General features: G+C 49.2%; 24 protein-coding genes. 21 read left to right on the forward strand and 3 right to left on the reverse strand.

From position 1 onward, the window contains the following. Positions 1-17: 17 nt before the first annotated feature. Positions 18-575, forward strand: a complete 558-nt coding sequence (gene efp, locus AC58QD_RS14480) for an elongation factor P (protein ID WP_497334354.1) — start codon at positions 18-20, stop codon at positions 573-575. 153 nt (positions 576-728) lie between these two features. Continuing rightward, positions 729-1,985 carry an aspartate kinase gene (locus tag AC58QD_RS14485; RefSeq protein WP_497334356.1) on the forward strand — a complete coding sequence of 419 codons (1,257 nt, stop codon included), beginning with the start codon at positions 729-731 and terminating at the stop codon, positions 1,983-1,985. 96 nt (positions 1,986-2,081) lie between these two features. Here the strand turns inward: AC58QD_RS14485 and AC58QD_RS14490 are convergent, their stop codons facing one another. From AC58QD_RS14490 to comA, 3 genes are all read right to left on the reverse strand, one after another. Further along, the gene (locus AC58QD_RS14490; protein WP_497334358.1) at positions 2,082-2,546 is read right to left on the reverse strand and encodes a DUF441 domain-containing protein; all 465 of its coding nucleotides are present in this window, start codon (positions 2,544-2,546) and stop codon (positions 2,082-2,084) included. Positions 2,547-2,642: 96 nt separating this feature from the next. After that, entirely contained in the window at positions 2,643-3,347 is a 705-nt protein-coding gene (locus tag AC58QD_RS14495; protein ID WP_497334360.1) for a 2-phosphosulfolactate phosphatase, read from the reverse strand. A gap of 45 nt (positions 3,348-3,392) precedes the next feature. Then, entirely contained in the window at positions 3,393-4,208 is an 816-nt protein-coding gene (gene comA, locus AC58QD_RS14500; protein ID WP_497334362.1) for a phosphosulfolactate synthase, read from the reverse strand. A 354-nt stretch (positions 4,209-4,562) separates the two neighbouring features. On the opposite strand from comA, the gene AC58QD_RS14505 reads away from it, so the two are divergent. From AC58QD_RS14505 to AC58QD_RS14595, 19 genes are all read left to right on the forward strand, one after another. Continuing rightward, positions 4,563-4,829, forward strand: coding sequence for a YqhV family protein (locus AC58QD_RS14505; RefSeq protein WP_497334364.1), 267 nt, complete (start codon positions 4,563-4,565; stop codon positions 4,827-4,829). Between the two features lie 51 nt (positions 4,830-4,880). After that, positions 4,881-5,984, forward strand: a complete 1,104-nt coding sequence (gene spoIIIAA / locus AC58QD_RS14510; protein WP_497334366.1) for a stage III sporulation protein AA — start codon at positions 4,881-4,883, stop codon at positions 5,982-5,984. After that, on the forward strand, positions 5,978-6,493 hold the full coding sequence (gene spoIIIAB, locus AC58QD_RS14515) for a stage III sporulation protein SpoIIIAB (protein ID WP_497334368.1): 516 nt from the start codon (positions 5,978-5,980) through the stop codon (positions 6,491-6,493). The genes spoIIIAA and spoIIIAB overlap by 7 nt, the downstream gene beginning before the upstream one ends. A 14-nt stretch (positions 6,494-6,507) precedes the next feature. Continuing rightward, positions 6,508-6,711, forward strand: a complete 204-nt coding sequence (gene spoIIIAC, locus AC58QD_RS14520) for a stage III sporulation protein AC (RefSeq protein WP_110840056.1) — start codon at positions 6,508-6,510, stop codon at positions 6,709-6,711. 10 nt (positions 6,712-6,721) lie between these two features. After that, a complete protein-coding gene (gene spoIIIAD / locus AC58QD_RS14525) occupies positions 6,722-7,111 on the forward strand; it encodes a stage III sporulation protein AD (protein ID WP_497334370.1) in 390 nt (129 codons plus the stop codon). Between the two features lie 20 nt (positions 7,112-7,131). Then, on the forward strand, positions 7,132-8,409 hold the full coding sequence (gene spoIIIAE, locus AC58QD_RS14530; RefSeq protein ID WP_497334372.1) for a stage III sporulation protein AE: 1,278 nt from the start codon (positions 7,132-7,134) through the stop codon (positions 8,407-8,409). 46 nt (positions 8,410-8,455) lie between these two features. Then, positions 8,456-9,208 (forward strand): stage III sporulation protein AF, encoded by a 753-nt coding sequence (gene spoIIIAF, locus AC58QD_RS14535; protein ID WP_497334374.1) that lies wholly within the window; start codon positions 8,456-8,458, stop codon positions 9,206-9,208. Between the two features lie 5 nt (positions 9,209-9,213). Next, positions 9,214-9,849 carry a stage III sporulation protein AG gene (gene spoIIIAG / locus AC58QD_RS14540; protein ID WP_497334376.1) on the forward strand — a complete coding sequence of 212 codons (636 nt, stop codon included), beginning with the start codon at positions 9,214-9,216 and terminating at the stop codon, positions 9,847-9,849. Positions 9,850-9,898: 49 nt separating this feature from the next. After that, a complete protein-coding gene (locus AC58QD_RS14545) occupies positions 9,899-10,573 on the forward strand; it encodes a SpoIIIAH-like family protein (protein WP_497334378.1) in 675 nt (224 codons plus the stop codon). A gap of 320 nt (positions 10,574-10,893) precedes the next feature. Then, positions 10,894-11,397, forward strand: coding sequence for an acetyl-CoA carboxylase biotin carboxyl carrier protein (gene accB / locus AC58QD_RS14550; RefSeq protein WP_497334380.1), 504 nt, complete (start codon positions 10,894-10,896; stop codon positions 11,395-11,397). A 17-nt stretch (positions 11,398-11,414) separates the two neighbouring features. Next, positions 11,415-12,773, forward strand: a complete 1,359-nt coding sequence (gene accC / locus AC58QD_RS14555; protein WP_497334382.1) for an acetyl-CoA carboxylase biotin carboxylase subunit — start codon at positions 11,415-11,417, stop codon at positions 12,771-12,773. A gap of 198 nt (positions 12,774-12,971) precedes the next feature. Then, entirely contained in the window at positions 12,972-13,382 is a 411-nt protein-coding gene (locus tag AC58QD_RS14560; protein ID WP_497334384.1) for an Asp23/Gls24 family envelope stress response protein, read from the forward strand. Between the two features lie 120 nt (positions 13,383-13,502). Then, positions 13,503-14,060 carry an alkaline shock response membrane anchor protein AmaP gene (gene amaP, locus AC58QD_RS14565; RefSeq protein ID WP_497334386.1) on the forward strand — a complete coding sequence of 186 codons (558 nt, stop codon included), beginning with the start codon at positions 13,503-13,505 and terminating at the stop codon, positions 14,058-14,060. A 14-nt stretch (positions 14,061-14,074) separates the two neighbouring features. Then, the gene (locus tag AC58QD_RS14570) at positions 14,075-14,302 is read left to right on the forward strand and encodes a DUF2273 domain-containing protein (protein WP_497334388.1); all 228 of its coding nucleotides are present in this window, start codon (positions 14,075-14,077) and stop codon (positions 14,300-14,302) included. 252 nt (positions 14,303-14,554) lie between these two features. Further along, the gene (nusB, locus tag AC58QD_RS14575) at positions 14,555-15,004 is read left to right on the forward strand and encodes a transcription antitermination factor NusB (protein WP_497334390.1); all 450 of its coding nucleotides are present in this window, start codon (positions 14,555-14,557) and stop codon (positions 15,002-15,004) included. A gap of 40 nt (positions 15,005-15,044) precedes the next feature. Next, entirely contained in the window at positions 15,045-15,902 is an 858-nt protein-coding gene (gene folD, locus AC58QD_RS14580; protein WP_497334392.1) for a bifunctional methylenetetrahydrofolate dehydrogenase/methenyltetrahydrofolate cyclohydrolase FolD, read from the forward strand. 90 nt (positions 15,903-15,992) lie between these two features. Next, complete coding sequence (gene xseA / locus AC58QD_RS14585; protein WP_497334547.1) at positions 15,993-17,309, forward strand: exodeoxyribonuclease VII large subunit; 1,317 nt, start codon at positions 15,993-15,995, stop codon at positions 17,307-17,309. After that, positions 17,290-17,556: an exodeoxyribonuclease VII small subunit gene (xseB, locus tag AC58QD_RS14590; RefSeq protein ID WP_497334394.1), complete on the forward strand. Its 267-nt coding sequence runs from the start codon at positions 17,290-17,292 to the stop codon at positions 17,554-17,556. Before xseA ends, xseB begins: the two co-directional genes overlap by 20 nt. Beyond that, positions 17,553-18,473, forward strand: a complete 921-nt coding sequence (locus tag AC58QD_RS14595) for a polyprenyl synthetase family protein (RefSeq protein WP_497334396.1) — start codon at positions 17,553-17,555, stop codon at positions 18,471-18,473. Before xseB ends, AC58QD_RS14595 begins: the two co-directional genes overlap by 4 nt. Positions 18,474-18,542 lie beyond the last annotated feature (69 nt).

Below are 18,542 nucleotides of genomic sequence, written 5' to 3' on the forward strand. Positions count from 1 at the left end.
TAAAGGAGGAAATTTAAGTGATTTCAGTAAATGATTTTCGGACAGGTCTTACTATTCAGGTAGACCACGACATTTTCACCGTATTAGATTTTCAACATGTAAAACCAGGGAAAGGCGCAGCATTCGTGCGCTCCAAGCTCAAAAATCTTCGCAACGGTAATACGGTTGAACGTACATTTCGTGCTGGAGAAGATGTAGGCCGCGCCCAGATTGAGAACCGCGCTGTTCAATATTTGTACGCAAGCGCCAACGACCACGCGTTCATGGATACGGAGACTTATGATCAATTCACCCTTCCTGCATCCCAGTTGGAGTGGGAGCTTAAGTTTATGAAAGAGAACATGATCTTGAACATAGTCAGCTATCAAGAAGAAATTCTTGGTGTGAACCTGCCCAATAGTGTTGAACTGACGGTTACTGAGACAGAGCCTGGTATTAAAGGGAATACGGCACAAGGCGCTTTAAAGAACGCCAAGCTGGAGACAGGTCATACTGTTCAAGTGCCGCTCTTTATCAATGAAGGCGATGTTTTGCTGATTAACACAACAGACGGTAAATATATATCCCGCGCTTAATTTTGGGCGCATGATAGCGAGAAACCTTGCACCCATTCAGGCTGCAAGGTTTTTTGGTCTATTTTTCGCTATTATTTCTAGGTTGCCCTGTGCTATAATACTATATTGATTATGCTGCAAGTCTGATAACACTGGGGTTGGGAGTGAGCAAGGTTGTCTCTAATCGTAATGAAGTTCGGTGGAAGCTCCGTCGGTGATGCTGAACGTATGAAACGTGTGGCTAAACGGGTGGCGGAACGAAAGCAGGAAGGCCATCGTTGTGTAGTTGTTGTCTCTGCAATGGGCGACACTACGGATGAATTAATTGACTTATCTGAGCAAATTGTTGTCGGGAAGCCTTCTTCCCGTGAGATGGATATGCTGCTCACCACAGGTGAACAAATATCAATTGCACTATTAACTATGGCCATTCACAGCATAGGTGAAGAGGCTATATCGTTTACGGGTTGGCAAGCAGGGATGCGGACAGACGGTGAACACCGTAAAGCACGGATCACGGATATCCAGCCCCAAAGAGTATTGGACGCCCTGAATGATGGGAAAATCGTTGTTGTTGCCGGCTTCCAAGCGATGACGGACAGCGGCGAGATTACTACTCTTGGCCGCGGCGGTTCAGATACGACGGCGGTTGCCATTGCTGCTGCGATCCAAGCAGACTTGTGCGAGATATATACCGATGTAGACGGCATATATTCAACAGATCCGCGGGTTGTGAAGGTTGCCCGCAAGCTGAGTGAAATTTCGTACGACGAAATGCTGGAGTTGGCTAACTTGGGAGCGGCCGTGCTGCATCCAAGAGCTGTCGAATATGCGAAGCATAATCGTGTACCGTTAGTCGTACGTTCCAGCTTTAATTATAACGAGGGTACTTATGTGAAGGAGGAAGCGGTCATGGAGCAAGGAGTTGTCGTACGCGGCATCGCCTCCGATAAGAACGTATCGCGGGTTAGTATATTGGGAGTGCCTGAGAAGCCAGGTCAGTTAGCCAGAGTATTCGGCGCTCTCGCTGCTGAGAAGGTAGATGTTGATATCATCGTGCAGGGCGGAGTCAGGGACGGAGAGGCTGATACTTCGTTCACGCTCGCATCTTCTGAATTGGAGAAGGCGCTAGGAATTCTTCGCCGTATTCAGGCAGAGGTTGGATTCAAGGATATCCAAGCCGAGACGGGACTTGTAAAAGTATCGATCGTAGGTGCCGGTATGGTCAGCAATCCAGGAGTTGCGGCAACGATGTTCACAGCGATCTCAGAGCTCGGTGTCAGCATTAACACCGTAAGCACTTCCGAAATTCGCGTATCTTGCATTATTGCCAGTGACAAGCTTCCGGAAGTGGTGCGTGCACTTCACACTGCATTTGGACTGGATTCAAACGAGCAAGCATTTGTAGGCGGTCCATCCGAGCGCCGCTAGTATGGGATAACAAAAAGGCCGGTCAGGTGTGCATGTTATGCACTCTGGCCGGCCTTTTTGGTTTATTCGGAGAGAGGAAACAAGCAAGTTGTGCTGCTACTGGATTTTGTCGAACACGAACGATACGATCTTAAGCAACAATGCTGTTATCCCAGCAGCCATCAAAGGGCCCACCGGAATTCCGCGAAGAAAAATAATTCCGAATATAGAACCGATAACGAGGCCCACTATGAGCTGAGGATCTACTTTTAACAAATCAAGTCCTTTACCATTCATATACGTTGCAATAGCTCCACCAGTAAGAGCAATAATCCCAGGCCAAGAGGTGAATACATTCATAATATCCTTGTAAGTAATACGTCCGTTTGCGAATGGAACCAGTACCCCCATTGTCAAAAACAATAGGCCGATTTCCAATCCTCTTCGTTCGATGGTCGGAAGAAACCGATCCAGATGAATTAATTTCACAGCTAGCAGGATGCAGGCTGCCGTCGTAATTATGGGAGACCGGCCGATTAGTCCGATGACGATTAGGGCCAGTAAAATGAGATCGCCTTTCATGTCCGTGACTCCTGTCCTCTGGATTCCCTCTTAGTCTATGAGGACAAGGTGGAATTAGAACAAGTCTAGTCAAAGACTAATTGACGGGAGGATCCATTAACGCATGAATGATCCGTGCATAGCAGGGACATGGGTATATCGATTTAGTTGAGAACAGAAGCTAACGTCTTCTTTGCACCCCATCTTATTTAGCTTCTTGCCGTTCGTCGAATCCAATATTGCCTCCTCGAGATGCCCCTCCACATTTGCAAATACGTGCATCATCGCAAGTCCCGCATCATTAACATCCGTGTACCCAGTGCCAGAGTGGAGCAAATCTCTCAAAAGCACCCCCGCGCATAAACCGTCCTCAAACGAAAATTCATCTTGCGTTCCTGCGCATACTATGGCGATTTCTCTCTTCAATGACACAGCCATTTTTGCACATGCGCTAGCGTTAAGCAGACTCCCTGCTAATACATGAGCAGCTCGTAATGATTTCTGTATCGCTCTTGTTCCATTGGTTGTAGTAAGAATGACGCGGCTCCCAACCAGATCTGAAGACATATACTCCAAAGGGGAGTTCCCGTAATGGAAGCCAACTATCTTCTTGCAAAAGCGTTCACCGCCTAACTTATCGTTAGGTTCTTGGAGCTGCTTGGCTTGCTGGACGGTTTCTACAGGTATGATACAGGAGCATCCATGAGAAAGTGCGGTCACAATCGTGCTAGTAGCGCGGAGAACATCTATTACAATGACAGTTTTGTTGATGAAGTCATCGCTCTTAGCTTCATTAACACTAGTTATGACATTCACTTGCATGTGAACTCCTCCTTTAAACATTTGCTAAGCTATTGTACTTCTACATTAAGATAGCTGGAATGGGCTGCATTCCCAGACTAGAGTATCAGAGCGAAGTCCTCTCCGTAATGATTCCAGCGACATTATATCCACTGGTGAGATATTGCCGAGATTAATATCCAGCCCCAGCTTCTTCAGCAGGTGCACCTGCTGTGACTTTTGCGGCGCTTCCCACATGATACGGGTTGGATCCGGAAATAGCTTCATCATATCCTGGAGCAGGTCGTCCCGACACACGCCGCTGCTGTCAAATATGCCAACTCCTTCGCCCGACTCTCGCGCTTCAATTGTGACAAGATCGGCCCCGAGCTGGATATCCACCCTAACGGTTTCCATAAGTTCGTCCAGTTCAATCTGGGAGCCCCAATACTTCTTGCCGTATTCTGTGTACACAGTCAATCCCGAATCTAACCCAAGCAGAATCAATTCACTTCTTTTGTTGCGCGGTAGATCAATAGTTCCATCAGATACCTCAATGGAAGTGAACCCAAGCTGCCGGATCAATCGGAAGCAAGCTTCTACTTCATTCTGAACGACAGCTACCTCGATAAAGGTCCCTCCTGGTAATATTTCGACACCTTGTTCTTTGGCCATTCGGATTTTGTTCTGCAGCACAGTGGTTGGATAGAGCGGACTCGTCCCGAAACCGAGCTTGATCATATCAATATAAGGTGCAGTGGTACAAAGCATATCATCGAATGCATGGCTTCCTAGTCCCTTGTCAATAACCATAGTTCTTCCATTTGTCCGCGGTTTATGCTGTCTGCGCCCGGTTGGATCCTGCAGAAGGGAAGGCCATTCCAATTGAGAGGTCACGTCCATTTCTACCCATTCTCCTCGTTCTACCTATTTTGTATGACATCTGCAAGCAATATATGCGCCTATCGCAGACGGTGTTCCCCTATGCTAAAAAGAGACAACCCTGCATAAGGTAGGAGGAGATGGCTGGTTGCAAAAAAGGCATTAAAGGATAGGCGGATGAATACGCAGCACGCTACTCGGATGGCCTCCGGCTCGGTTGCAGCCCGTTTCCTGATTGTATAGGGGAAGGTGGTTGAAACGGGACTGCGAAGGTCGCTCTCCGGCTCATCCCGGCACTTATGCTGGATTTCGTCCAAAACCTTTAAAACCATGCTGCAACCCGAAACAACAGCTCGAAGGAGGGAAAGAACAAAAATGATTAATAAGTTCGTAATGAGCATGGCGATGCTAAGGATGTTATCAGGCAGTATCGAGATAATTGCTGCCATCGTGATGCTCAGATTGAATCAAGTGGACAAGGCGCTTCTCGTAAATTCGGGGCTTGCTGTGGTCGGTCCTCTCATTTTGATTTCGACGACTACTATTGGATTGATAGGGATGACGGACAAACTATCCTTAACGAAGCTTTTGTGGGTAGGGATAGGCGTAACATGCATTTTTATAGGGATTCTAAAAAAATAAATTGCTTCTGAAAACGAATAATCTAGTAGAACAAGCATACATATGTTGTAAATGCGGACAAACTTGGAGGCACGTCTAATGAATGCGATTCTACCATTTCTACCCCCGGCGCTTCGCAGAATCATAGAGAATGTGCCGGCAGAGTCTAGAAGCCGTGCTGAAGAGCTCCGCATTCGTGAAGGCCGCCCGCTTGAATTAACAGGATCAGAGGGCTCGAGGTTCATCACGGTTCGCGGGGAGATGACCCGTGATGCGGGCAAAGGATACTGTCCCAATCGTGATGATTGTCTGCAGCTGCTGGATTTGCTTACGAATCACTCGATGTATACGTTCGAGGAAGAGCTGAAACGGGGGTACATTACCGTGAATGGCGGTCATCGGGTCGGGTTGGCGGGCAGAACGGTGCTTGAGCAGGGTCAGGTTAAGTTGATTCGTGACATCGCCGGGTTCAACATTCGTATCGCCCGCGAACGTAAAGGGGTCGCGCTCCCCCTGCTGTCTGCCTTATGGGATGCAGCGACGGGGAGACTGCATCATACTCTGTTCATCTCACCACCGCAGCAGGGGAAGACGACGATGATCCGAGATCTAGCCCGATTGATCAGTTGGGGAGGTTCCCTGACAAGCTCGATTGCACGAGAAGGGCAGAAGGTAGGGATTGTCGACGAACGCTCCGAGATTGCCGCTTGTGTGAAGGGGGTTCCGACCTTCGATGTTGGGCCGCGTACGGACGTGCTGGACCGCTGCCCGAAGGCGGAAGGCATGATGATGCTGATCCGCTCCATGTCGCCAGAAGTCATCGTCGTAGATGAGATCGGGCGGCCGGAGGACGCGGAAGCCACTCTCGAGGCGCTGCACGCGGGCATCATCGTTGCGGCCACCGCACACGGCTTGAACGCCGACGACGCGGCCAAGCGCCCTGCGCTGCGCCAACTACTGTCGGCGGGGCTGTTCACCCGCATCGTCACGCTTCGGCGCAGCCCAGGAACCGCCGGCGGCGTGCAAGCCGACGTCAGCGACGCAGCGGGACGACTGCTGCAGCGGCTAGGCGGCGCCCCGCCGAGCGACGCGCCCGCCACTGCGCGCCGTTCGGTGACAACCGCCGCTTCCGCAGCGCCCTTCGCGCCGCAAATACGGGAGCGCCCGCCATGTTGAAGCTTATCGGAGCAGTGCTGATACTGGCTGCGGCAACTTTGTTCGGGCTCGCGAAGGCAGCGCAATTCGCCCGCAGACCCAGGCAGATTCGCCAACTCATCCAAGTCCTGCAAAGACTTGAGACTGAGATGGTATACGGCTTCACACCGCTTGCAGATGCACTCCTCAGAATCGCTCCTCAACTAGGCGAGCCGCTAGGCGGAATGCTCCGAGAAGCTGCGGACCGGATGGAGACGGACGGTTCGACGGCGAAGGAGAGCTGGCATGCTGCGGTAAACAAATATTGGAAGCTTACTTCGCTCAAAGCGAACGAACGGGAAGTGTGGAACCAATTAGGCTACACGCTCGGAGTAACAGACCGCGAGGATCAAGTTAAGCATCTTAGACTGGCGGCGAGCTTATTGCAGGCTGAGGAGCAGAACGCTTGGGAGGAGCAGAGGCGCTACGAGAAAATGTGGAGAAGCCTTGGGTTGTTAGCCGGAGCTTTCATCGTCATTTTGATGTACTAGGAGAGGTGCCAGACATGAACGTGGACGTTAATGCGATCTTTCAGATCGCCGGCATCGGGATCATTATTGCTATGATTCATACGGTGCTCAAGCAAATGGGGAAGGAAGATATGGCGCACTGGGTTACCGTCATCGGCTTCGTCGTTGTCCTGTTCATGGTCGTCAGTTTGCTGGACGACCTATTCAAGGAAATCAAAACGATCTTCCTGTTTCAGTAGGTGAACCGACGTGGAAATTATCCAAGTAGTAGGTCTTGGCTTCATCGTAACCATCTTGTCCCTGATTCTGAAGGAGCAAAAGCCGCTGTTTGCTTTTCTGCTTTCAACCGTAACCGGCATCTTCATCTTCTTATTCCTGATCGGTAAAATATCAGCCGTTATTCAAGTCCTGGAAGAGCTGGCTACGCAATCTAATATTAACCTCGTCTTTCTCAAGACGATTCTCAAAATTATTGGCATCGCCTATATCGCCGAGTTCGGAGCACAAATCGTCAGAGACGCAGGACAAGAGTCGATTGCCTCCAAGATTGAGCTGGCCGGCAAAGTGATTATCATGGTCATGGCGATTCCAATTATAACAGTCATCGTGGAGACGGTCGTGAAGCTGCTGCCGGCCTAAGGAGGACAGGAGTAGATGGTATGAACCCACTTAATTCGCGCCAATCGTCGAACTACAAGATCCTGTCTAAGCCAGCTGTCATCGTTTTGCTAGGGTTGCTGCTTACCTTGTTCCTCTTCCCAGCTATGCTAGGAGCGGTAACGGCCAATGCGGCTGGAACATCCATCTCTGGCAACGGGACGAGTACAGGAGTGCTGACTTCACCTGGTAACGCTCTGATTGAGAAACAAGCGGAGCACTTGCCGACTGATGAAGTCGAGACTTACTGGAACCAGCTGATGAAAGAGTATGGAGGTTATTTTCCAGAAAGTCAGACACCCAAGTTCATGGACTTGCTTGTTCCTGGCAAGGACGGATTCAGCTTCAAATCGATCCTGTCGGCCTTTATCAATTTCTTCTTCCACGAGCTGCTCTATAACGGCAAGCTGCTCGCATCAATAGTGGTATTGACCGTATTCAGCATGATTCTGGAGACCCTGCAGAGCGCATTTGAACGCAATACGGTTAGCAAGATCGCGTACGCCATTTCTTACATGGTTCTTCTGCTGCTAGCAATCAACAGCTTCAATGTTGCGATCGGTTATGCCAAAGGTGCGATTGAAACGATGATTCACTTTATGATTGCGGTCATTCCGCTGCTTCTAGCCTTACTGGCTTCGATGGGCAATGTAGTAACGGTTACAGTCATGCACCCATTAATTATTTTCATGATTCACGCGATTGGCACTTTGATCTATGCCGTTATATTCCCGCTGCTGTTCTTCTCAACTTTACTGCATATTGTCAGTGCCATCAGTGACAAATACAAGGTCACAAACTTAGCGAATTTACTGCGGAATATAAGCGTTGGAATGCTTGGTGTTGTAGTAACCGTGTTTCTCGGAGTGATCTCGGTGCAAGGAGGGACGGGAGCTGTAACGGATGGAGTGACATTAAGAACGGCCAAGTTCATTACAGGCAATTTCGTGCCGGTTGTCGGAAGGATGTTCTCGGATGCTTCAGATACGGTCATAGGTGCATCACTTCTAGTGAAGAATGCGGTTGGGCTTGCTGGTGTTGTCATGATTGTGTTCTTATGTGCTTTCCCAGCTTTGAAAATATTAACCTTAGCGCTCATCTACCAGGTGGCCGGTGCTGTGATGCAGCCGCTAGGTGCCAATCCGATCGTAAACTGTCTGCAGACGATTGGAAAAAGTCTGATCTACGTATTCGCGGCGCTGGCTGCAGTAGGGCTTATGTTCTTCCTGGCCATCACCATTATTATTACAGCCGCTAATTTGACGGTAATGATGCGTTAAAAGCAGCAGGTTACGGAGTCAATCTACACAAGGAGGATCCTCGGACATGATTCACTGGATGAGCGACTGGCTGAAGCAGATCATTATCGTCATTATGCTAGCTGCGTTCGTCGATCTAATGATGCCGAATAACGGTCTTCAGCGTTACGTAAGAACGGTTCTAGGGCTCTTCATCCTACTGACCTTGTTGACGCCGCTCTTCTCTCTTTTTCAGAAAACCCTGGATTCAAGTAAGCTTACAGCTTCAGTTGAGCAGCTATCTTCTCTTATGGGTAATGTGGCGACAGAGTCGGTTGGGGTCACGAAGATGAAACCTCTGGACAGTGTTCTGCAAGAGGGCAATCAAATAAAGACCGTAAATGAACAGCAGACGATTCAACTCCTGGAAACGAGACTATCGTCGGAGCTTAAGACCAGCTTGGAAACGATTGACGGTGTACGTGTCAAAGATATTAATGTGCAGATTCAAGTGGACAACAACGGAAAGCCTTCTATCAACCAAATGCAGGCGATCCTTCATAACATAGATGGGTCAGACCAAACGAGCAAAGAGCAAGCGCAGAAGAAAGAAGATGTGAAAAGCAAGATGGAACCGGTAACTCCAGTGCAGCCTGTGCAAATTCAGGTTCGTGTAGGAGAAAGCAAGGCTGGAGCAAGCACGGAGCAAAACTCGAGTCGATTAAAAGAAAATGAACAGCAAGCAAAGGCGAAGATCTATGAGCTTCTGACGCAGCAATGGCAGTTAAAACGAGACCAAGTTCAGTTACACTACGAATCGGAGCAGCGAAAAGTGAGGTGAAGCTCATGGGGAAATGGATACAGTTGGTAGAAAAGTGGGTCAGCGGCGGATCTGGAGGAGTCAAACGAATATCGGCCTTCCGGTGGTTAATGTTGATAGGATTAATCGGCGTCGGATTGATGGTAATGAACTCTTTTCTAACCATTAAAGATGTAGATCCCTTGCATGAGGGGCGTGCTTCACCCGAAGAAGAGGTCAAACAAACCTTTGTCAGTAAGGACAATAAAGATACGGCGGGCTTCAATGATTATGAGCATGCCTACCAGTCCGCCATTCGCGATATTTTGCAAAGCATTGTAGGGGTGGGAGATTCGGATGTGCTTGTTACGATAGAGTCAACAGAGGAGACGGTTCTTCAGAATAATTCCAAAGAATCGCAACAGATTACGACGGAGAAGGACACGAATGGTTCACATCGCAACATTACGGACGTAACGCGAAGCGGGGAAGTCGTTCTCTATGAGCTCTCCGGGAATCAAACCCCACTCGTCGTGAAACGTATAAAGCCGAAAATAAGGGGGGTCGTTGTGGTAGCCAAAGGTGCCGAGAATGTAACCGTCAAACAAATGATTGTAGAGGCTGTTAGTCGAGGGCTGGATGTGCCGCCCCATCGCATATCCGTGCTTCCCAGAAAACAATAAGTTTTATTTCATTTCTTAAAATAAACCATTTATTAGGAGGAATTTAACAATGAATGCAAAACGACAAACAGTATGGTTAGTATCGATGCTCAGCTTGATGGTAGTATTATCCGCTTATTATTTGTTCACGGAAGATGTGAATGAAATCGAAGTAGCCAACAATCAAATTCAGGGCAATGAGATTAAGGTTGATACCGTGACTACAACAGGCTCTAACAAAGCAGCAACAGATGCTTCCAAAGAAACTAAGTCCCAGCCAACCACTGCTACAGTTACAGATTCCAAGACAGGGGCTGCAACCAAAACGACAACCACAACGGATGCCAAGAAAACCGATGCAGAAATATTGAAGCAAGTCGCTTCAAAAGCTACTTCCGGTTCCGATTTCTTCAAGACAGCACAGATGAAACGTCAGGAAGAGCTTGGTATTCTGACAGAGAAATGGATGACAGTTAGTCTGGATTCCAAAAAGTCGACGGAAGAAGTTCAGAAGGCCTTGAATGAATTGGATAAAATCGCGGATCAAGAAGCGCGCGTCAGCAATCTTGAAGATCAGTTAGGAAAAGATTTCAGCAACGCACTTGTTCTGCAAGAAGGAAGCAAATGGAAGGTTGTAGTTCAAGCAGCCAAGCTGGAGAAGAGCCAAGGGGTTTCGATTATTGACTTGGTCATGAATGAGCTGAATATTGGCGCTGACAAAGTTTCGATCCAATACGTGCAATAAACGTACGGTTATAAGCGTTCCTGGGCATGCTTTTCATCTGTTGATTGGGGTTTCGGCATAGCCACGTGCCGGAGCCTCTTCGTATTTCTTCGAGTTTTGAGCAGCATTTTTTTGAAGTTTACCTTGTTTCGGCAAAACCTCTTACCGTTCATCAAAGGATTCGACAAGCTCCATGTAGAAATTCCTTGAAACAATAGTTTCCCCCGTTGGCATTCGTAAGGTATAATCATCTTTATGTGTTAATCTTCGTTGTGATATAATACATACGTTGCTCGACACCGGGGACATGCTTCCCAATTCTTGAAGGAGTGAACATTTGGATGTTTAAACTAAGTGAAATTAAAGAATTGGTCAAATTAATCGATCAAACCTCCGTTTCGGAGCTTGAAATTGAAAATGAGGGAACCCGTCTATTCATCCGCAAGCCTGGGAAGACGGAATCCGTAGTAGTTACGCATGCGCCTGCTGTTCAACCCGTCTATGCGCAAGCCTCCGCAGTTCAACCCGCTGCGATGAATGCATCAGTTTCAGGTCAAGCGTCATCAGTGACGGAACAAGCGCAACTGTCGGATGCGGCAGCAGGTTTACATACGATCAAATCACCAATGGTGGGAACATTCTACAAAGCTTCCGCGCCTGGAGCTGCACCATACGTTTCCATCGGAGATAAGGTTACGGAAAAGACGGCTGTATGTATTGTCGAAGCCATGAAGCTAATGAATCCAATCGATGCCGAGGTAAGAGGAGAGATCGTGGATATCTTAGTAGAAGACGGCCAATTAGTGGAATACAATCAGGCTTTGTTCTTGGTGAAACCGGAATAACTGGAGGAACATGAGAGATGAAGTTTCATAAAGTATTGATCGCAAACCGAGGGGAAATTGCGGTAAGAATCATTCGCGCTTGCCGCGAAATGGGTATTTATACGGTGGCTGTATTCTCGGAAGCAGACCGTGAAGCCCTTCATGTACGATTGGCTGATGAAGCTTATTGCATCGGACCTACCCTTTCCAAGGACAGTTACTTGAACTTTACGAATATTATGAGTGTTGCTACACTGACGGAATCCGATGCGATTCATCCAGGTTACGGCTTCTTGGCAGAGAACGCCGACTTTGCAGAAATATGTGAATCCTGCAATATCACATTCATTGGACCGTCTCCCGATGCGATTAATCGTATGGGTGACAAATCCGTAGCCAAGCAGACAATGAAGGATGCTGGGGTACCAATTATTCCGGGCTCTGACGGTATTGTTGAGGATATCGAGGAAGCGATTCGCCTTGGGCGTGAGATTGGCTACCCCTTGATCATCAAAGCGACTGCAGGCGGTGGCGGTAAGGGCATTCGGATTGCAGAAGATGAGGAAACGCTGATTCAGCAAATTTCACAAGCTCAACAAGAAGCGGAGAAAGCTTTTGGTAATGCCGGCGTGTATCTGGAGAAGTATTTGACTGGAATGAAGCATGTAGAGATACAGATTATCGCTGATAAGCATGGTAACGTAGTACACTTGGGAGAGCGGGACTGTTCGATTCAGCGCCGCAGACAGAAGCTTCTCGAAGAAGCGCCTTGTCCTGTACTCACGGAGGAAACCCGCGCAGCTATGGGGGACGCAGCCGTTCGTGCTGCCTTGGCCGTTAACTATTCGGGTGCTGGTACTCTGGAGTTCCTCCTTGGTCCGGATGGCAACTTCTACTTCATGGAGATGAACACACGAATTCAGGTTGAACATCCTGTTAGCGAGATGATTACTGGCGTAGACATTATCAAAGAAATGATCAAAGTTGCAGAGGGAGATCCCCTTTCCTTCTCGCAAGATGATATCAAGATTAATGGTTGGTCCATCGAATGCCGGATTAATGCAGAAGATCCTGAGCGGAACTTCATGCCTTCAGCTGGTCAAATCGGGTTCTACTTGCCTCCAGGAGGACTTGGAGTTCGCGTAGACAGCGCAGCTTACCCAGGTTATACAATATCTCCGCACTACGATTCGATGATTGCCAAGCTGATCGTATGGGGGCATACACGGGAAGAAGCGATTGACCGGATGCGACGTGCGCTTGCCGAGTTTGCAATTGAAGGCATTCACACGACGATCCCGTTCCATCTTAAGCTGTTGGATCACAAGATGTTCCATGCGGGAACATTCGATATTAAGTTCCTGGAGGAACATGATGTCAACGATCCGAATTCGTGATAAATACAATTTGCTTAGGAGATACGACTTGTTTCCTAACGATTTGTCATAAAATTGGCGAAATGGTATAGTTATTAATAAAGAAGACAAGCGTTGCAGTCGCACTATCATTGGTAATTCCTAAGTAAAGCAAATGTTAGGAGAATGAGCTTCGCTATGAAGTGCATTTACTTCGTAAATGCTTAAGGAGGTGTAACCATGACAACGTTAGCAACAGATTACGAAAAGACGGATATCGGCACGATTCAGATTGCTCCGGAAGTCATTGAGGTCATTGCTGGTTTGGCTACGATTGAAGTGCCGGGTGTTGCTGGGATGAGCGGCGGATTCGCTGGCGGTATCGCTGAACTATTAGGCCGCAAGAACTTGTCCAAAGGCGTGAAGGTAGAAGTAGGGCAGCGTGAAGCAGCGGTGGATGTCTCGATCATTATAGAATTCGGCAATCGAATTCCTGAAGTGGCAAGTGAGATCCAACGTAATGTGAAACATGCGATTGAGTCGATGACTGGACTTCATGTAGTGGAAGTGAACGTGCATATTCACGATGTGCATTTCAAGTCGACTGTGAAGCTGGAAGAAGAAGACGTTACCCTGCAACGGGTTAAGTAAGATTAATGACTTGAAGTGAGTGCTCTCGCGAAGAACAAGAGCCTCGCTTCGAGCGCATGTTATACGAACCCCCTAACGGAAGTCAGGGGGTTTACTCCATGCCGGAAGGGGACAAGCATCGTGGTAAAAATTTTAGATCGGTTACTCCTATTCGTGTACACCGTATTTGTAGGAGTGGCACTCGTCTTTTTATTAGTCGCAGCATTCGGCTTTGTTCCAATTGAAACGGCAGGCGATTTCTTGTATGACTTGTATTATACCGAGTCGGTAGCTTACCCGATAATTGCTCTTGCGGTGTTCACGCTTCTGGTTACTTGTCGATTCTTCTATGTCGCTATCCGCAGAGGACGGTCCCAAGTACCTTCTATCGATCAAAGAACGGATTTCGGTGATATTCGCATCTCGCTTGAAACGGTAGAGAATCTATCTCTTAAGGCAGCAGGTCGAGTGCGCGGCGTTAAGGATTTGAAAGCCAGGGTATCGGTAACCGATGCCGGTTTGGAAATTATGATTCGTGCTTTAGTAGACGGCGAGAACTCGATTCCTGATTTGTCAGAAGAGGTTCAACGTTCCGTCAAAGGGCATCTGGAAGATGTCACAGGTATTCCGGTAGCGCAAGTTTCGGTGTTTGTGGCTAATGTTACGCAAAGCACATCATTTAAAAGCCGAGTCGAATAGAGGTGATCTTCTCCGTGCGAGAGGAAATTTGGGTACGGCACAAGGGTAAGATTATAGGGGCAGCTGTAGGTTTGTTCCTTGCCATTATCTATTTGTTTTTCGGTTTCTGGGATATGCTGGTCGTCGCTTTTATTATTTCAGTATGTTTGTATTTGGGTAAAATGGTGGACGAACAGGAACAACTTCCCGACGTGGAGGATTGGTTTAGAAAGCTGGGCGACCAGTGGAGACGGTTCCGGTAGTGTTGACCCTTTGGAGGGCGCTTCTCTCGCTCCCCAGGGTTTTTTTTCTTAAAATATCAGAAAGTATCCCATTTCACCTTTTCTGATATTCTACGTCAAACGGTTGCGCCCCTTACGGAAGACGACAAGCTGTTTGTGCTTGATTGGCGCATTTTTTGGTATACTAAGGAACATGTAGGCTGATGAGCACTGGAAGCAAGTGGCTGGAAGCTCAATCGGCATTGAGATGAATTCGTGTGTTGGAGGCTTATAATGAAGCGCAGATTGGCCAGGGAAATAGCCGTTCAAAGTTTGTTCCAGATGGAAATGAATGAAGTTACGGCAAAGCAAGCGATCGATACGATCGTCGAGGAAGCAGCACTTGAGAACGAAACGGACTTGACATTAACAGAGGGCGAAGCGATCTCTACCGAGTATATTCACCAACTGGTGGAAGGAACGGCGTCTCATATGGCAGCCATTGATGAGATACTGACTGTCTATTTGAAGGGTTGGAAGATGGACCGTCTCTCAAGGGTAGACCGTCAAATTCTGCGTCTAGCTTCTTACGAGATGCTGCACAGCAAGGAAGTACCGCCGAAGGTTGTCATCAATGAAGCGATTGAGTTGTCCAAGCATTACGGGACCGAAGAATCGGGCAAGTTCGTCAACGGCGTGCTGGGTAAGATGATCAAGGAGCTTCCGCAGCTGCAGGATCGATAACTATTACAACAACCTGTCTGGGAACAGAGGAGGAACGTTTGTGTCTGCACAAATTATTAACGGGAAGCTGATCGTAGCCGAAATCAGAGATCAATTGAAGCTTGAGGTAGAAGCACTTGCAAGTCAAGGCATTCGCCCGGGTCTAGCGGTCGTGCTTGTAGGAGAAGACCCGGCCTCAGCTGTGTATGTGCGCAGTAAGGCCAAAGCCTGTGAACAAGTTGGCATTCACTCCGAGGTGTACAAGCTTCACGCTGAAACTTCGCAAGATGAATTGCTAAGCATGATTGAGCGGCTGAACGGCGATCCGAATATCAATGGGATCTTGATCCAATTGCCTTTGCCCCGTCATATTAACGAGGACGCGGTTATTGATGCGATTTCGATCGACAAGGACGTCGACGGCTTTCATCCTATCAGCGTAGGGAACCTTGTGATCGGCAAGCCGAGCTTTTTGCCATGTACACCCGCAGGCGTCATCGAGATTATTCGCCGCACCGGCGTTTCTATGGCAGGTAAGCGGGCGGTTGTCATCGGGCGCAGCAATATTGTGGGCAAGCCGATGTCGCTTTTGTTGCTGCGCGAGCACGCAACGGTTACGGTATGCCATTCGCGCACAGCCGATATGGCGGCACTTGCTCGCGAAGCCGATATTCTGGTTGTCGCGATCGGCAAGCCGAAGTTCGTCAATCGCAGTTTCGTGAAGCCAGGTGCGGTCGTTATTGATGTTGGCATCAATCGTTTGGAGGATGGCAAGCTGGCAGGCGATGTCGATTTCGACGATGTGGTGGATGTGGCTGGTCACATTACTCCTGTACCGGGAGTAGTTGGACCTATGACCATCACGATGCTGCTGAAGAACACGATTGAAGCAGCTAAGCGCTCTAACAGCCGTGCGTAACCGCAAGGCCATGTAACGACCCAATGAAGGGGGAGAGCTTCCTTGGCCCAATCTATATTGTCGATCAAAGATTTGAACCGTTATATCAAGATGAAGCTGGAAGGCGATCATGTGCTGCAGGATGTGTGGGTGAGGGGGGAAATCTCGAATTTCACCCATCATTCCAGCGGTCACATGTACTTCACGCTTAAGGATGCGGACAGTCGCATCAAGAGTATTATGTTCGCCTCTCAGAATATTAAACTCGGCTTTATTCCCCGGGAAGGGACACGTGTTATAGCCCGCGGGAATATTTCCATTTATGAGCGGGATGGGCAATACCAGCTCTATATCATGCAGATGCAGCCTGATGGCGTGGGCAATCTGTATCTAGCGTTCGAACAGCTTAAGAAGAAGCTCGGAGAGGAAGGGCTGTTCTCGCAGGAGCGGAAGCGGCCTATCCCGAAGTTCCCGCGAGCTGTGGGAATTATTACTTCTCCGACGGGAGCAGCCGTTCGCGATGTAATTATTACCCTGCAACGACGGCATCCGTCGATACCTATCATTCTGTTCCCCGCTGTCGTTCAGGGGAACCAGGCGGCGCCGTCCATCGTACGTGCGATTCAGGTGATGAATCGGATGGCGGAGGTGGACGTGCTGATCGTTGGCCGCGGCGGCGGCTCGCTTGAAGAGCTCTGGGCGTTCAACGAGGAGATTGTCGCCCGCGCGATTCGCGCTTCCGCGATCCCGGTCATCTCGGCCGTCGGCCATGAGACCGACTTCACGATCGCGGACTTCGCGGCGGACTTGCGCGCCGCAACCCCGACCGCTGCCGCAGAGCTGGCGGTGCCGCATCAGCTGGAGCTGAAGCAGCACCTCCACCATCTGCAGCAGCGGCTGCAGCAAGCGCTTCACGTCCGCCTGCGGACGAAGCGCGAGCAGCTCGCCCGGCTCCGCAGGTCGCCGGTGCTCGTGAACCCGCGCCGGCAGCTGATGCAGCCGGCGGAACGGCTCGATCGGCTGCGCGAGCAGCTCGCCTATCGCATTGCAGGGCAGCTTGCTCGGGCGCGGGAGAAGCGGATTAAGCTCGATAAGACGCTATCCGCCTTTGACCCGACCGAGCAGGCCATCTTCGCCAAGCGTCGGCTGCAATCGACGCACCGCCAGCTGCTCCAGACGATGCAGGGAGCGCTCAAGGACAAACAGCAGCTATGGTCTTCCGCCATACGCCACCTGGATGCGCTTAGCCCGCTTAAGGTCATGCAGCGCGGGTACAGCCTTGTCTACGATGAAAAGGACAAACAAATAATCAAATCAATCAACCAAGTGCAAATGGGAGATTTGCTGAAAATACGGCTCACCGACGGCAAGCTGAACTGTCACGTGTGGGCGATGGAGGAGAACTCGGATGTCAAAAGCGAAGGATGAAACAGCACTAAGCTTTGAGCAAGCGATGGAGAAGCTGGAGCAAATCGTCACCCGTCTTGAGAATGGAGACGTTCCGCTAGAGCAAGCTATCGAGCTGTTCCAGGAAGGGATGAAGCTATCCCAGCTGTGTGGACAGAAGCTTGAGGTTGTCGAGCGTAAAATCGAAATCCTTATGGAAGAGAATGGGAGTTTGGTGAAAAAGCCATTCCAAGGGGTGCAAGAGGATAAAGGAGAGTCAAACGGATGACCGAACGCTTGGTGCCTATGACCATACAACACTACATACAGAACCAGGCAACACGCATAGAAAATGAGCTTAAGCAGGTTTTCCCTGTTGCTTGGAACATGCCTGCCCCACTCCGTGAGTCGATGGAATATTCGCTGCTTGCAGGCGGCAAGCGTCTTCGTCCGATATTCGTATTGGCGGCAGCAGGATCTCTGAGCGGTGAAGCCGCGGAGGAGGCTGCGCTTCCAGTGGCCTGCGCGATTGAGATGATCCATACCTACTCTCTCATCCATGATGATTTGCCTGCCATGGACAACGACGATTATCGGCGAGGCCGTCTGACCAATCATAAGGTGTATGGCGAAGCTATGGCTATTCTTGCTGGGGACGGATTACTTACGCACGCGTTTCATAGCATAGTACAAGCTTCTCGTGTGCATGGGATCCCGGCAGAGCGTGTGCTCGCGATCGTAGAGGAGCTAGCCCTATTTGCTGGTGCCAAAGGGATGGTCGGCGGACAGGCAGCAGATATGCTAGGGGAGCAGGGTGTTACGAGTCTGGAGGAGCTGGAGTATATTCATCTCCGTAAAACGAGTGATTTAATCGTTTTCTCGCTTCGAGCTGGTGCAAGAATTGGTGGAGCAACTGAATTTCAGTTGGCGCAAATTGAGACATTCGGCCGCTGCATCGGGCTTGCTTTTCAAGTGCAGGACGATATTCTTGATCTAATCGGTGACCAGAGCAAGCTTGGGAAGCCTGTGAAGAGCGATGAGAAGCAGCAGAAGGTCACCTATCCATACTTTATTGGACTGGATGCTTCCAAGCAGAAGGTAGAGGAGCTCACCGAGCAGGGTAAGGCTGCTTTGCTGGCAGCTGAGCTTCCTAACTCCGATCGTTTGCTGCAGCTGGCGGATTACCTGGTGAAACGTGAATACTAGATCGATATGATTAGAATGCGACCTAGTTAGATTTCACTTCAATAACTAATATCATCATACAAGGACCTG

It is taken from the genome of Paenibacillus sp. J2R1T-4, from assembly GCF_059692235.1.